This is a genomic window from Leptospira tipperaryensis, assembly GCF_001729245.1.
GTDB lineage: Bacteria > Spirochaetota > Leptospiria > Leptospirales > Leptospiraceae > Leptospira > Leptospira tipperaryensis.
Genome location: NZ_CP015217.1, coordinates 2,383,325 through 2,399,679, shown reverse-complemented (window position 1 = coordinate 2,399,679; position 16,355 = coordinate 2,383,325). Strand labels below are relative to the sequence as shown.

General features: G+C 43.8%; 7 protein-coding genes and 1 pseudogene. 3 read left to right on the top strand and 5 right to left on the bottom strand.

Going from position 1 to position 16,355, the window contains the following annotated elements; translation table 11 throughout:
* Window positions 1-31 precede the first annotated feature (31 nt).
* A complete protein-coding gene (locus tag A0128_RS11320; protein ID WP_069607617.1) occupies window positions 32-997 on the top strand; it encodes an alpha/beta fold hydrolase in 966 nt (321 codons plus the stop codon).
* On the opposite strand, the gene A0128_RS11315 is transcribed toward A0128_RS11320, so the two are convergent.
* A complete protein-coding gene (locus tag A0128_RS11315; protein WP_069607616.1) occupies window positions 983-4,027 on the bottom strand; it encodes a response regulator in 3,045 nt (1,014 codons plus the stop codon). The two genes, A0128_RS11320 and A0128_RS11315, sit on opposite strands and share 15 nt — an antisense overlap.
* 314 nt (window positions 4,028-4,341) lie before the next feature.
* Between A0128_RS11315 and A0128_RS11310 the strand changes: the two genes are divergently transcribed.
* Window positions 4,342-5,754, top strand: coding sequence for a sensor histidine kinase (locus A0128_RS11310; RefSeq protein WP_069607615.1), 1,413 nt, complete (start codon window positions 4,342-4,344; stop codon window positions 5,752-5,754).
* A gap of 46 nt (window positions 5,755-5,800) precedes the next feature.
* The gene (locus tag A0128_RS11305) at window positions 5,801-7,681 is read left to right on the top strand and encodes an ABC-F family ATP-binding cassette domain-containing protein (RefSeq protein ID WP_069607614.1); all 1,881 of its coding nucleotides are present in this window, start codon (window positions 5,801-5,803) and stop codon (window positions 7,679-7,681) included.
* A 30-nt stretch (window positions 7,682-7,711) separates the two neighbouring features.
* Here the strand turns inward: A0128_RS11305 and A0128_RS11300 are convergent, their stop codons facing one another.
* The 4 genes and pseudogenes from A0128_RS11300 to A0128_RS11285 form a co-directional block, all read right to left on the bottom strand.
* Window positions 7,712-10,096: an autotransporter outer membrane beta-barrel domain-containing protein gene (locus A0128_RS11300; protein ID WP_069607613.1), complete on the bottom strand. Its 2,385-nt coding sequence runs from the start codon at window positions 10,094-10,096 to the stop codon at window positions 7,712-7,714.
* Between the two features lie 32 nt (window positions 10,097-10,128).
* Window positions 10,129-11,277: an LIC11435 family protein gene (locus tag A0128_RS11295; protein WP_069607612.1), complete on the bottom strand. Its 1,149-nt coding sequence runs from the start codon at window positions 11,275-11,277 to the stop codon at window positions 10,129-10,131.
* Window positions 11,267-13,384: a FecR domain-containing protein gene (locus A0128_RS11290; protein WP_069607611.1), complete on the bottom strand. Its 2,118-nt coding sequence runs from the start codon at window positions 13,382-13,384 to the stop codon at window positions 11,267-11,269. The genes A0128_RS11295 and A0128_RS11290 overlap by 11 nt, the downstream gene beginning before the upstream one ends.
* A pseudogene (locus A0128_RS11285) lies at window positions 13,368-15,209 on the bottom strand (adenylate/guanylate cyclase domain-containing protein); the annotation flags it as partial. The pseudogene A0128_RS11285 and the gene A0128_RS11290, both read right to left, overlap by 17 nt.
* Window positions 15,210-16,355: the final 1,146 nt, after the last annotated feature.

The window sequence follows — 16,355 nt, the reverse complement described above, 5'->3', positions numbered from 1 at the left end:
TTTTCTCTCCGGGACTAAAAGGAATATGAGAATGAAAACTAACCCTTCCGCGCGTCTTTTCTCCCGCTTCGCGATCACCCTCCTTCTGTTTTTTACCGTTTCGATATCGATACCTTCCTGTTCGAGCGCTCTTGTTTCTTCGGCTCTTTACTACGAACGTTATCAATCCAACTTAGAAAAAAAAGAAGTTCAAGTTGGTTCTTACAAATGGACATATCTCGAAGGTGGTAAGGGAGAAACGATTCTTTTAATCCATGGATTCGGCGGTGATAAGGACAATTGGACCCGGTTTGTAAGAACTCTTACTGGATCGTATCGCGTCGTCATTCCAGACCTTCCGGGTTTTGGAGAAAATGATCGAAAGCAGGAAGACGAGTATTCCATTCTGACCCAGGTAGGTCGTTTGGATGAGTTTTCAAAAGCGATCGGTCTGAGTAAGTTTCATATCATCGGTAACTCTATGGGAGGTTCGATCTCGGGAGTTTATACGGCCACGTATCCGGATAAGATTCTAACTCTCGGCCTTTTGGATTCCGCGGGTGTGAAGTCGCCGATTCAGAGCGAGCTTTCGGTTCACCTTTCCAAAGGAAAAAATCCTCTCGTTGCCAACAACGAAGAAGAATTTGATTTTCTTATGAACTTTATCTTTGTAAAACCGCCTACGATTCCTTCTTTTTTAAAAGGATATTTTGCGGATAAGTCGATCCGCAATCGGGAGTTTAACGAAAAGATCTATAAAGAAATACGCACTCAAATGTCCGCGCTTGAAGATAGGATGAAACTGATACATGCAAGAACCTTAATTGTCTGGGGCGACACGGATCGAGTGATTCATATCAGCTCTTCCGACGTTTTGCTAAAAGGAATTCAGAGTTCTACCCGAGTGATTCTAAAGGATTGCGGACACAGTCCTATGTTGGAAAGACCGACCGAAACCGCGGAGGTATATGCGAAATTTTTAAAAGGAGAGGCTGACCTATCTTCAGGACTGAAATAGGTGCGCGATCGTAGATTCAAGATCTTGAATTTGAATCGGTTTTGCGATGTAGGCGTCCATGCCTGCGTCGATACACTTTTCCTTGTCTCCTTCCATCGCGTTAGCCGTCATTGCAACGATTATAGGATTCGGATTTGTAAAATTCTTTCTGATATTCTGAGTCGTTTCGAAACCGTCCATTTCGGGCATTTGGATATCCATAAAAATCAACTGATACGACTGACTTTTTAAACTCGATAAGGCCTCAACTCCGTTGTTTGCAGTGTCCACGGAATATCCCAATTTACTCAAGAGTCGGATCGCGATCTTTTGATTGATCACGTTATCTTCCACCAAAAGAATTTTCAGAGGAATTCTTTCTGAGAGTTTTTTTTCCTTATCGCCACTCGTTTGTTCTTCTTTTGAAATTCGAGTGGGGAAGGCTTTTTCGAAAATTTTACTGAGTTCGTCCAAAAGAATCGGTTTAAACATCATGAATATTTTAAAACCGGGACGGTTGAAAAGCCCCTGCGTTACGTGATGATAAGAATTTTGTAGTTCGGTCTCCATAAAAAGAATAATCGTAAGTTTAATGTTTGGAGTTTGGTTTTTGAGTTCGTCCAAAATTTCAGGAAGATTCATGTCGGGAAGATTTAGATCGGTGAGAAAGATTCCGATTCTTTCTTCCTCGGAGATGATACGGATCACTTCCTTTGCGGTACGAGCGAGTTTGACGGAGAAACCGTTTCTTTCGCAGAATTTTTTGATCTGTTCTTTGAGCGCATAATCTTGGATCGAAACGATGGCGATCTTTGCCAGGTTTTTCGAATGTAATTCCAAAACACCGACCGGGATTTTATAATCTAACTTTTCGCTGATGATGGAGAGGGTGAACTCCGATCCTCGTCCTAGTTGACTTTTGACGATGATCTCGCCTTTCATTAGCTCCGCCAATTTTTTGCTGATCGTAAGTCCCAGTCCGGAACCTCCGTATCTTCTTGTGGTGGAAGAATCAACCTGGCTAAACGCTTTGAATAGAAGTTCTAATTTTTCTTCCGGAATTCCGATGCCCGTATCCTGAAGACGAAAGATGATTCTAAGTTTTTCGTTCGGAAATTTTTCGGCTTCTACAAAGAGAATGATTCTTCCTTTTTCAGTAAACTTAATCGAGTTTCCTAGGAGATTCATAAGAATCTGTCTGAGTCGATAAGGATCGGAGATGATCCAGTTAGGAACCAGAGACGAAATTTTGGATTCGACTATTAATCCTTTTTCCTCTGCCATAGGACGGAAAAGATTACAAACCTCTTCGCTGAGTTTTTGAGGAGAAACGGGTTGCATCTCCAGTTTGAGTTGTCCAGATTCGATTCGAGATAGGTCTAGGATGTCGTTTAATAAAATCAAAAGATTTTGTCCGCTCGACTTGATGATATCCAGATATTCTTTTTGTTCCAAGTTGAGGGACGTGTCTTCCAAAAGACTTACGGTTCCGATGACTCCGTTTAAGGGGGTTCGAATTTCGTGACTCATCATCGCCAAAAAGTCGGACTTTGCTTTGGACGCGGCTTCGGCGGTTTCCTTGGCACGCTTTAGAGAATCCTCATATACTTTTCTTTCCGTAATCTCGTGCCATACCGCGAGGAACGCAGGTTTCTGATGGATCTTCATCGGAGTCAGAGTGATTTCGGTCGGGAATTCTTCTCCATTAAAACGTCTGTAATTTCTTTCAAACGTGTAGGCTCCTCTTCTGCGGGCGATCGTTTCAGTTTCGTCGGGTTGTTTGTCGGTCGAAAAATAGGAAGGATGTTTTCCGAGGATAAGGTTTTTATCCTCGCAGCGAAGTATGTTCAATGTAGCCGGATTACATTCGAAAATTCCTGATTCGTCATACAATACGTGAGGTTCGCTCGAATGTTCGAAAAGGAGTTTGAACTTTTCTTCCGCTAATTTTTTTTCCGTGATATCCACGGAAACCGCGCTCACTCCCGCGATATCGCCCAAAGAATTTTTGATAGGATAAAACGAAGTTTCCAAAAACGTCGTAGTTTCTTCAAAGGATCTGGTCCTTGTGATCTGAAATCGTTCTCCTGAAAATGCGCGATCGTAGTATTCTTTCCATTTCTGAATTTCTTCCGGAATGGACGCTAACTCGAGTATTTTGAAACCGGGAACGATTTCAAAATGGTAGTATTTCTGTATTTCTCTTTTGAAAGAAGAATTGAATATAAGAATTTCATAATTTTTATTGATCGACCAGATCATCGCTTCCGAGTTTTCGATGACCGCGTTTAGATTGGCTTCGTGTTCCGCGATTTTTACGGATTGTTCGATGAGGGATTTACGAGCGTTGATTTTTTCAGTAATATCCTTGATCTGGACTAGAATGATCTTGTGAAGGCTGGAGGTTAAAGTCCGGAACGAAGCGCTTCCCCAAAATGTCCTTTGATCAAAAGTTTTAAACTCCACCTCCCAGGTATAAGATTCTCCTTCCGAAGCTCGATTCCGCATGGACTGATAGTCTAACAGCGAAAAGCCGTCTACGAGAAGGGAAGTAAAAAAAGTTCCCCGGAAATCGGAAGCGGATTCGGTTCCGAAGGACTGAAGAGCGGTTTGGTTGTTTTCAATTATAGCGCCGGTTTCCGGATCCAAAAGAAAAATCGCGTTAGCCGATCTTTGAAAGATCATCGCCCTGAGTTCTGCGTCCTCCAAAAAAATACTCGGAGTCTTTGATTCTTCTGTTAAACCGTTTTGGGAAAGAATGAGGAGTTTGTGTCCGTTTTCTACCCGAAAAATTTCGAGAGAGACGCTCAATGGATTTCCTTCCTTTGTGCGGCACTGTAGCTCTTGGGACGATCCGGAATTCTCACTTGTTTCCGCCGTCTTCCAAAAGGAGATCCATTCTTTCGGCTGAACCCAGGCCCAATCTGCGGGCCTCACGCCCTTCTTTAAATTCTCTGAGAATTCCTCCCAACGATGGTCTAAACGCCAAGTAACGGTTTCGCCCAGGGAATTGAGGAGTAAAAAGTTTGTGTCGGATCCGAAAGGAGTCATTTGTATATTTATAATTAAAGATAAGAGTAGTATAATTTATTGAATTGGATCAGCAAACAAGCAAAATAAAAGCAAAAATAAGGAGAATACTTCGTTTCTACACAATTCAAAAAACATTGTGTAGAAAGAAGTCTTTCTATCGCGGTCTTCTTTTTAGGAATGTATTGAATTTTTTATATTTTTAAAACAAGAAGTCCTTTTTCCATTTTGGGGTCGATTTCATTCTGTTTGATAATACGAGAAGAGGCCTTCGTTTGGGTTTGATTGACTTCTCTCGGTTATACAAGTAAGATGCCTTGAAACCAGCTCAAAACATGGAACCAATCCCCATTACAGAAGAACGTTACGGACTCCTCTTTGAACTTTCTCGGGACGGGCTCGCCGTCCACTCCGAAGGCAAAATTCTTAGGGCAAATCAAGCGCTTCTGAAAATGCTGGGCTACGATTCTTCAGACGAGATGGTCGGAAAACCGGTGCTTCAATTTGTGCACCATAGATCGCAAAATGTGGTCAAAGAACGAATTCATAAAATGAACCAAGAAGGCGCGGGTGTGGGAATTCTTGAAGAAGAATTTATCCGCAAGGACGGTTCCACTCTGATTGTGGAAGTGCTCGCGACCGCCTTTTTTGAAAACGGACGTCAGTATGTTCAAGTCATTGTAAGAGATATCAATTCCAGAAAACGAGCGGAGCTGGAACTCGAAAGATTACGATCCAAACTTCAAGTCACTCGGGATCGATTGCTCGGTGTCATCGAGGGAACCAAAGATTCCATCTGCGCGGTGGACATCAACTTCCGCGTGATCGCATTCAATTCTTCTTTTGAATTAAATTTTTGGAAACTCTACGGTAAAAAGATAGAAGAGGGGAATTTGTTACCCGATCTGATCTTAGATCCCTTGGAAAGAAGCGTCGTCATAGAAAACTGGAGCCGCGCCTTACGCGGAGAAGTTTATACCACGGAGAGGACTATGCGAGGTTTTGTTCAGGACGTCGCAATATTAGAAATCAGTTATAGTTCGATTCGGGACGCTTCGCATAACTTGATCGGTGCGACCCAGATCATTCGAGATATCACCGAAAGAAAACGAGGCGAAGAAAAACTCAAAAAAACCCTGGAAGAAAAAGAAGTGATGTTGAAGGAGATTCATCATCGTGTAAAAAACAATCTTCAGGTCGTCGCGAGTCTTTTGGGATTACAGGCGGAACATTCCGAAAACGAAAAGATCTCGCAGATCCTTCGGGAATGCGAACGTAGAATTCAGTCTATGGCTCTGATTCATAAGGAACTCTATCAATCCGAGAATATTACAAAAATTGATTTTTATGATTACCTAAATACTTTGCTCGTCAGTCTTTTGCATTCTTTCGGAAAGGAAAAAAAAGTGGAGTTTAGAATTTCTTCCAAACCGAATTTTGTTTCCATAGAAACCGCGATTCCACTCGGACTGATCGTTAACGAGCTCGTGACAAATTCTTTGAAATACGCATTCCAAAATGAAAAACAGGGAATGATCTCTGTCAAACTCAGATCGGATAACGGGGAAGCGATATTGGAAGTCTGCGACGACGGAATCGGAATGCCTGAAAATTTTGATCTTTCCAAATCGGAATCTCTGGGCTTAAAGCTCGTCGAAATTCTTTCCAGACAACTCAGAGGAAAATCAATGTTTTTACCTCCCGTAGACGGAAAGGGAACTCGGTTTCAGGTCCAGTTTAAAGTTTAAAAACACTTGTCCTCTTACGTTCTCGCAGGGACTCTGCAACTGTCCCATGAATTTAATTTCCGTAGATAAGATCTCAAAAGAGATCGGCGATAAAGTCCTTTTTAATCAAATCAGTTTTGGCGTTAACGAAGGAGAAAAGATCGGAATTTTAGGAATCAACGGTTCCGGAAAATCGACTCTTCTCAAAATGCTCGCGGGTCTGGACGTTCCGGATTCCGGTCAAATTCTCAAAAACAAAATTCTCCAGATCGCGGTTCTTTCGCAATCTCCCGTTTATCAACCCGAACATACGATCTTAGAACATATCTTTTCCAGCAAAAGTCCGATACTCGGAACGATTCGCGCCTATGAAGATCTTTGCGAACAACTCGGCTCGGGAGATCCCGAGGTCGAAAGAGAATACGAAAGAATCATGCAAGAGATGGATCGACTCGGCGCCTGGGAATTGGAGGCTTGGTTTCGTTCTCTTTTAAAGGAATTGGATCTCCCCGATCTTTCCTTGAAGATGAATTCTCTCTCCGGAGGAATGCTCAAAAAAGTCGCTCTCGTTCAAACCCTCATCGAAGAATCCAATCTTCTCGTCTTGGACGAACCGACCAACCACTTGGACGTCGATACGATTGTCTGGCTTCAGGATTATTTGACCGAAACAAAAAAGGCGGTCTTACTCGTAACTCACGATCGTTATTTTTTGGAAGAGGTAACGGATCGAATCATAGAACTTGAGAATGGAAATTTATTTTCATTTCCGGGTAACTTCGGTTTCTATTTGGAAAAAAAAGCCGAGGCCGAAATCATAAAAGAAAAAACCGATCACAAGGAAAAACGATTTCTCAAAAAAGAATTGGAATGGTTGCGAAGACAACCAAAAGCGAGAGGAACCAAACAAAAAGGCAGAACCGATCGCGCTCTCGAAGTGATGAATCGCAAAAAAACCGGAAAAGAAATCGTTTTGGATTTTTCAGTTTCCGGAAGAAGGCTTGGTAAAAAAATTCTTGAATTAAAGAATCTGACCAAGTCCTACAAATCTCCTCTGATCGGAGGCTTTTCTTATACGTTTAAGAATGGAGAACGAATCGGAATCGTAGGTCCGAACGGAGCGGGAAAGTCTACGTTACTCAATCTTATTACTGGAAGAGACACGCCGGACTCGGGAGACGTCAGCGTCGGAATGAATACGAGTTTCGGTTATTTCGATCAGGTTTCTCGGGAATTGTCCGGCGACATGCGTGTGATCGAATACATCAAAAAAGAATGCGGAGTTTCCGTGAAGATGAGCGACGGTTCGATCTTGAGCGCTGCCGATATGCTCGATCTTTTTCTTTTTGACGGAAGACTCCAAGCAAACTTTATCAAGAATTTATCGGGCGGAGAAAAGAGAAGGCTCTATCTCGTTTCCATTCTGATGAGCAATCCGAATTTTCTGATTCTCGACGAACCTACCAACGATCTGGATATACGTACACTTTCCGTTTTGGAAGAATTTCTTTCCGAATACGGAGGTTGTATTTTGGTAGTTTCTCACGATCGATATTTTATGGATAGAACGGTGGATTATCTTTTTGTATTCGAGGGAAACGGGGTGATCGAAAAATTTCCCGGTAACTATTCCGAATATTTGGAATATAAGAATTATGTAAATAAGCAGAAAGACAAAAAAAATCCGGAAATCGAAATCAAAGAAACCGAGGTTGAAAAACCGAAAGCGGTTAAAAAGGGACTCAATTTTCAACAAAAGAAGGAATTGGACTCCTTGGAGCAAGAGATCGCTTCCTTAGAAAAAGAGGAACAAGGTCTGACAAAAATTCTTCAATCCGGAAACGGAAAACCGGAGGACCTCGTAATCTCCGGAAATCGACTCACCGAAATTCATTCGACCCTTCCCGCAAAACTGGAACGCTGGGAAGAATTACAAAACCTACTCTAAAAAAATAGAGACTTGGACTTCTTTCGGTCCTTACTGACAAGCGCCGTCGAATTCTCTCGCTCCGATCGAATATCCATAAGAGCCTGTCGGAACGGGGAAGGGCGGCGAAACGTTTGTAGTTCTCGCGATCCCGCTGAAATCGTTTTGGTAGAGAGAAATATAAGCCGGATACGAAGGATCGATTCCGCCAAAGACAGAAGTGCACTTGGACGTGGAACCGAGCTGAAAGTAAGTCAAAGCATTGGCCGGCGGCAAGAACAACGGATCGAAATTGAAGTTCTGAAGATTGGCACCAGTTGCAAGACTTGTAAGACAGAGAAGATTATTTTTCAGAGGTCCCGGATTTCCTAAACAACCAAGATCAAAATTGAAGAGAGGCGTTTTTGCAAGAGTTGTACAATTGAAGAGATTGTTTCCTTTTGCTTCCAAGGTTGCGCCCGGCGCGGGAGAGAAGTTCATACAAATCGAATTGGTTGCACTCGTATTCGCAAAGATCTGGTTGTTCGCGATTTTGTGTTCCGCGCCCACACCGAGGGAATTGATTCCCAAAGAATCGACGGTTCCGACTCCGGCGTAAATCGAGTTGTGAAGAATGTGAACGTTCGTGGCGTTTACGTTTAAGGTTCTGATTCCGGATGTATTGGCCCCTGTGACTCCGGAGGCGCCTATCAATTGATACGAATTGACGATATTATTTGAAATGACCAAGGTTTGAGTCGTGGTTAAGTTTTTCGCAAAGATTGCGCTTGAGAAGTCGTTCGCTCCTGCACCTACGTGCGATCCTCCGTTGACCCAGTTTGCATAAACAGCACCCACGCTATTACTGATGTAGATTCCTGCCGAAGCGCCATTTCCGCTGCCGCCGACGATATAGTTGAAAGCGATATTGAGAGTCGGGGTGATTCCATAAGCGGCGATACCGGATCGTATCGTCCCCGCTGCGTAAGCGGTTCCGGTATTGGAGCCTTGGATCACGTTGCCCGCTACGATGACTTGATAGATTCCAGTATTCAATCCGTTTAAGAAAATTCCAGTCGACCAAGGATTATTCGGATTGGTCTTAATCGTAAACATACTGATGAGCAAGTTACTCGTCAAAGTAGTAAACGGAGGTCCGGCAAAGATTGGAGCGCAAGTGCCGCCTTCGGCCGCACCGCAGTTTCCGAAAGGTGAAGTATCCTGAATGATCGAAATGTGGGTGGTCGGGTTTCTCTGCGTAAACGTAGTATTGAATCCGCCCATAAGATTGACCCCGTCCTTGAGATCGATCCTCTGAGTCGCGTTATCCGAAATCGAATAGGTTCCTTCCGAAACCAAAACAAAACAAGGAATCGCCGCACATTGACTGACCGCGTAACGAATCGAAGAACAAGCGTTTGAAACGGTGTTGCACAATCCACCCCCGAGTCCGGTCGGAACCACGTATTTGACCTCGTTCGCAATCGTATAAGTAAAAACTAATGGAGTTCCGTTGTTATAAGCTTTTCCGGTTCCCGGATCGATACAACCGACCAAACGTACATACTGCCCGAAACCCGGAGTCCAGGCGCCGCCGGAGTTGATGCGTAACGTATTGGAAGTCGGATAAGTAAAATTGGAGGCCGGCTGGACAAACTTTAGATTCCCTGCGGGAGTGTTTACGTTGTTGAGGGCACAACCCGTTACATTTTTTGAGAAGGTAAGAGTGATCGAATCGGTCGTGAGGAGCACCGTTTGGTCCGCGGGCAGAGCGTTGATCACACTCAAACAATTGACGTTGATCGTAACACCGGAAGACGCGATTACGCCGGACGCAGTGGCAGGGGTTTCAAACTGGCAAACGTGATCTTGCGGGCTTCCGAGAATTTGTACGGAATAAGCGGATTGATCCGGAACCCCGGCGGCAAAATTGTAAGTTCCGTCGGAGGTGATAGTGAGGAGATCGACTCCTCCGTTTCTCACCTGAAGGTTACCGACTACGGAAGATGAAATTCCAAAGACGTTTACCGCAACGGGGAAAGTTTTGCCGGCGCAGATGACTTCTACATAAGCAAAGAAGGGTTCTAAAATTCCATTTGGATTGGTAATAGAACAGGTAATCGCCGGACCAGGGCTCGCATTCGGTTGATTGACAATGGAAACAGTATAAGCCGAGTATTTTGCTTTTTGGGAAGGGAATTTAGTATCCCCGTTTGCGGTGATGGAAAGAGTTTCGTTGGCGTCGTCTTGTAAAATGAGAGTTCCGCCGGTCAGTCCGGAAACCTTAACTTTGAGATCAATGGGGGTCTGGGAAACCGAAATGAAGTTTGCCAAGACGGAGGTATCGAGAAGAGAACTTCCGTTGGGTTTCGGAATACAATTTTGCGTAAGGACTAGTAGAACCGTTAGGACAAACCATCCAAATTTAGGGAGTAACTGTTCTATCGTTTTATACACAAAATTCCTACTCTATAAATAATAACCCCAATTCAGAAGAATATTTTCATCCCTAATTCGAAAGATGTAGGAAAAAAATCATTGGATGGCTTGATTCCGTTTCTGGAATCCGCTGTTCCCGTTTTAAAGAAAGGAACGATCCACTTGTCCGATTCGAAATAACCCGTTTTTGAGGACGATGGACCCACAAATGCCGCATCTGACACATTTAGTAAGTAGAGGAGGGCGACGATCCCCAAGGAAACGTTAAATGAATTGTAATGGGAAACCGCATTTCCGTAATCCGACTGGACTTGGAGGTAATTATAGGTTGCAAACGGGATAAAGGTTGGATTGTCCAAAAACAAAAGGGATTGGTTTAGATTCTTACTCTGATCCAAAGTCGCCAGACTCGAATTGTATTCGCTGTACTGTTGTGCCGAATATGCGAGCGCCCCCGCCATTAGAATCGGAAAGATCCAACTTTTGTATTTCTTTTCCTGAGAGGACTGACCCCATCCCGGAAGAACTGCAGATTTCAGAGCCGGGCCCCAATGAATCAGATTTGCAGAGGCGACCTGGGCTTCTTTTTCATTTTGTTTTACCATTTCCGCGAGCTGCTGCTCCGTATCGGCAATGACCAGAAATCCTTTTTTCGCGGTCTTTTTGTTTCTAGGATTTTCCAAGGAGAGAGTATAACTTCCGTCTTTCAGATTCAGATTTTCGATCCGAACCTTAATTTCTTTTGAGTTGATAAATTCAAATTCGGGTTTGATCGTTTCTCCGCTGGGGAGAAGGAGAGTAACGTTCATCGCTTCGGTAAAATTTTCACCTTTGATATTGAGATGAGGTCCCAGTTTTTCCCGGAGCAATTTGACGGAAGAATCCGCGTCCAAAATCGGAGCGCGGGAGAGAATGACTTCGAAGGTGCTCCATTCGGAAAAAACGGAAACACGCCCAAATTTATTGAGAACCCCGATCCTGTGTTCGTAGATTCCCGGTGGAAGATTGACTTCGAATTTGGTGGACTTCGTTTTTTCGCGAGTGATCCTTCCGCTCGGATCCTTGATTTCAATCAGATACGCGTTCGCTTCCGGAACGGACTTCCATTCTAAATACTGAGCATCTTCTTCTCCAAAGACGGAAAAGGAATAAAAGATACAAAGAAAGAGAAGAATGATTTTGTAAATTTTATTCCACATAGATTTCCTTCGGCGTAAGAATTTCCGGTGGTCGGATGGTTTTGCTCAATTTGATTTCAAAATTTCGAGAAACGGGAATCGTATATTTGATCGCCCCATTCTTATCCTTGTACTGAGCGGAGATTCTCCATTGAAATTTACCTTCTTCTAATATAGAAAAATCCTTAAACGAATAAGAATCCGATTTGATTTCTCGTTTCCAAATCGATTTGTTTCCCTTGGCTCTCACTTCAAAAATTTCCAAAAATACGGCGTCCGAGTTTCCTTCCGATTCCCAGCGGAAGTCGATACTTTCCCGATTCGAGATATCGATGATTTCTTCGGTCGCAGGGCTGTTTTGACTTAGGAAAGGAGCGTTGTCCGAAGTTTTAAACGATTGTGTCTTGCTCGTCAACAAATTCTCCCCTTGACCGCTCAAGAGAGAAACCCTCCAAAAGTATTCTCCCGGCGCAGGGAGGTTTACCGTTCCGGAAGAAGCACGGAAGGTTTCACGAAGGAGACCGGTTGTGAATTCGGAATTTTTTGCCACTTCTAATCTATAAACACCTGAAGGCTCCGGTCTTTGCCAACGGAACGTTAATTTATGATTGGATGGATGGCCCAACTCTTGCTGATTCGATGGAAATAAAAGATCCAAATTCTCAAGAGCCGCGACTTTAAATTGTCTGGAAGCGGAAAGGATCGATTCTCCGTCCTTGGCGCTGGCCTTGATTCTCCAGAAATACGCTCCCGCATTGGCGATCGGAGCCGAGGTCAACGAGGTCGTGTTTGTCTTTTTGCTAAAAACCAGATTCTTAAAATCGGAATCGTTTGCGATCTCGAGTGTGTAATCGTTTGATTCCGTAGAAGCCGACCAAACAAACAAGGCTCCTTCTTTCGAAATCTTTCGAAGTGAAATTTCTTCCTGATCGGCAGGGCGTTTCAAAGAAGGAGGCTCCGGTTTTTCCAGTTTTTTTATGGAGAATCCTACGGATTCGGAAACGTTTGCTTTTAACTCGTTTACGGACGGCCTCGGAGTGACTCGGGCGAAGAACGTTCCTTCTTTCGTTTTATCCCAACGATACAAAGAACCGTTGACTTCTTGATTGAGAATCACATCGGAAAAACCTTTATCCTTTGCGATCTCCAAAATATAACTTTTTGTAAAGTCCACCGGCGTCCACTGGATGACGACGCTCGGAAGAGAATTCGTAAATCGAAATTCTTCGGACCTGGCCGGAGTAAAGAGGGAGGGTTTGAGTCCTCCGAGAATTGTTAGGGAACGGGTTTCGCTGTATTCTGGTTTTTGAGTAGTCGGGTTGATCGCGGTGATTCTCCAGAAGAAGGTTCCTTTTTCCAAAGATTTGATTGCGGATGCGCCGCCGGCTTTTGTTCGAATTACGTTTTTAGAAAAGCTGGGATGATTCGAAATTTCTAATGTATAGTCTTTTACGGATTCTACCTTGTTCCAACTAAAAGCGACCGGAAGCAAATTGGAATCGGCTTGGAAAAATTTTCTTTCCGCCGGAGAATTGAGCGCGATCGAAAGAGAACGAATCGCCGTTTTTCCATTCTTAACTTCAAGGGCCTGATTGTTTGTTACGTTGGATTCTTGATTTCCGGAAATTACTTTTGCGTTTCCTTTCGAGACTTCAAGATTTAAGGCTTGGTCTTCCGATTTGGAAAGTTTTAGGTCGCCTTTGTTGACTTCGACCGTTTCCGAACCGCTCTTGATCATAAGCGCCGTTCCACTGTCCTTGTTCGCGGATACGGATCCGTATGCAAAATTGATGGAGAGATTTTTTTCGGAGAAGTCGAGAAAGATCATACTCTTTTGATCGAGTTTGATTTCGGTTCCGTCGTTTAAAACCAAAACTGCCTCGGCCCCGTCGTCTGTACGGACCGTGTCTCGGTTTCTTACCTTCATCGAAGTTTCAATTTCTTCCCAGACGACTTCGGAGTCGAATTTTCTCTGAGCCTTTTTGTTTTTAAAAATAATGGTTCCGATCTCGGGATTGTTTCCCGTTTTTTTGCCGTAATAAAGATGCAGGTACAGTAATATACTAAAGAGGACGATCAGTCCCGTGAGAAAGCTGACTACGTATTTTCCTTCAGTCAAGTATCTCATACTTAACTTCTTCTCCCGGTTCTCCGTCGCTTTCCTTTTTCTTAGAAGGTTCCCAGACGATTCCTATCTTGGCTCTGAGTTCTTCCACGGATTTTGGACAATTTGGATCGTCCTTTCTTCCTAAAACGGCGTAGATCGTCTGCGGTTCTTCTTTTCCTTTTACCTTGATCGACTGCATTTTTTCCACGTTGAAAAGATGAGAGACGTGATTGAGCATATCTTGCGTAATCAAAACGTCGGTTCCAAACGGTTTGTTCAAGGCTTCCACTCTCGAAGCGAGGTTGACCGCGTCTCCGATCACCGTATATTCGAGTCTTTGTTCCGATCCGATCTGACCCGCGATCACGGGTCCGTAGTTGAGACCACAACCGATTTTGATGATCGGTCGTTTATCGCCGCCTCTGCCTTCGTTGAAACGAAGTAGGGCGGCCCTCATCATAAGAGCTCCGTTCACTGCGTTTTCCGCGTCTTGATCCGAAGTTTTGGCGGCTCCCCAAGTCGCCATGATCGCGTCACCGATAAACTTATCCACGATTCCGTGGGTTTCGTTTACGCATTGGACCATTTCGGTCATGTATTCGTTTAAGAATTCTACCACTTCTTCCGGTTCGAGTTTTTCGGAGATCGCGGTGAAACTGCGGATATCGGAGAAAAAGATCGCACACATTTTTCTTTCTCCGCCGAGAGTGAGTTCTTGTTTTAAGACCATCTCCGCGATTTCTTTGTTTACGAATCTTCCGAGAGCGTCCTTGACCTTTTCTCTTTCTTCCAGACCCTTTCCCATGTCCACGAAGTAGTCAGTCAACAATCCGACCTCGTCGCGAGTGGAAGAACGGATCCCGATCTTAAAGTTTCCTCTTGCGATCTCGGTAGTTGCTTGCAAAAGATTTAATATAGGTTTTGTGATCGTTTTTGCGAAGAAGAATACGATGATAAGCGCCAAACAAAGCGCGATTCCCATGATCAGAAGATTTGTCTTTTGGATCCGATAAACCGCTTCGAAGGCCTTGTCTTCCGGAACGATCGAAACGACCGCGCCTCCTCCAAAGCCCAGCTTTTGAAAAGAGCCGAACCAAGACTTTCCGTCCTTGTCCTTATATTCGGTTTGTTTTGTATTCTCCGAACTGTTGACCATCATTTCGACGATCGGAAGATTCATAAAATTCGTATTCGACTGGAGAAGTTTCGGATCGGAATGAGCGATCAGATCTCCTTCTCCGTTTACGAGAAACACTTCCGAGATGTCTTGTTTTTGAAACGCGTTTAAGAATTTTTCCAGTCTTAAAATCAAAACGAGAACTTTCGGATCGGAACCGGAAGAAGAAGGGATCGCGATCGCAAAGATCGGTTCCTTAAACTCGGCGCTTAGGTTTTCGATCCTACCTCCGGTCAAAATCGATTTTTGAATCAGATTCGGACGAGAAGAAATGAGATTGGAAATTTCTTGCTGAGAGGATTTGATTTCGCTCAAATACGGTTCGTTGAAGAATTCGTTGATCGTAGTCGGATTGTTTTTTACGACCTGATACAAACCCGCGTAAACAAAGTCCGGATCGTTTTGAAAAAAGATGTCTGCGAACGAAATTCCTTCCTTTCCTTGGTGGAGGGCGTTTGCGATTTGTTTTCCGTTGGAAAGAATGTCGTTGATATCGGTTTTGATCTTGAGTCCGAGAATATTCACTAAATTCAAATTGTTCTGTAAGACTCGAAGTTCGGAATCTCCTCGAAACGCGGAGGAGGCAAAGAAAATGATCGTAGAAACCGTCAACGTCATCAGAAGAGAGATGACCGCCATCAATTTGATCTGAAGAGGAAGTTTTGTTTTGGCTCCCGGGTTTGTCTTTTCCTTCGGGACTTCCGGTTCGGCAGCGCCCGGCTTTGTTTCCTTCGGTTTTTTCTTGGTTTCGTCTAACGCGGGAGGCGGCGTCTGAGTCGTTTCCGATTTTGTAGGAACTACCTCCAGCTTTGTCTGCGGAGCCGGAGAAGTTGGCTGTGTAGGAGCTACTATGGTTTCGGTTTGTGTTGTGGAAATCGGAGGCGCTTGCAATTCCGGTTTTACTTCCGGAGGCGGGGGTGCGATAACCGCGAATTCTTTCGGTTTTTCCTTTCCTTCCAGACTTTCGATTTCGATCGCGTTGATTTCCAGAGATTGAAAAGAACGAGCTCCGGCTTTTTGATCCGAGTCGGTTAAAGGAACCGCCTTAATTTTAGTTAGGTTTTCGATTCCGGGTTCGTATTGAATTTTGTATTTCAAAACTGAATTTCTTTTTCCTTCCCGAATCAGATGGGAAGAAACTGAAAATTCTCCCGGAGAATGTTCTTGAAAAGAATGCCCGTTGGGTTGTCTGGAAATAAATTTCCGAAAGGCGGAATGATCCGAATCCTGGACCGTATAACCGAAGTGGTAGATTCTATCTTCCAATTCTTTGTCGTCGATGGTAGGATCTCCCGCGACTAAAAGTTTGGAAAGAAACAAAGGAAATCTACTTTCGCAGTCGGGTTGAATCAAAAAGAGAAGATTCCCTTTTTTTAAATATCCCTTAATTTTAGAAAAGGCAGCATAAACGGAGTCGTGTGTTTCGGGACCTGGAGGAAGGACGATGGAAAGAATGGTGACTAACGGATCAACGGAGTCTAACGTCTCCGGATGAGAAATGGCTTTGCTCGTAATGACACAAATCGTTCCTATTTCCTTTTTACTGATTTCTTCATTGAGAACGGAAGCGCTAGTTCTGCCATTGGTTTGGGCGCTGGAAATAAAAACGAGCGCGCCGGTGGTCCCAAAGGGAAGATAACGATGATTGATTTCTAACATGAATGACGGTTCTCTATTCCAGAAAAAAAGAATTCCACTGGGAGGAATATTCTATTTTGATCCGGATTTTCCTCTTATCTAATATAATCTATGAAATCTACGTTTTTGTTCGTTTTTCGCAAGAAATCGCTTTCTGCCATAATATAGTTTCGGAAA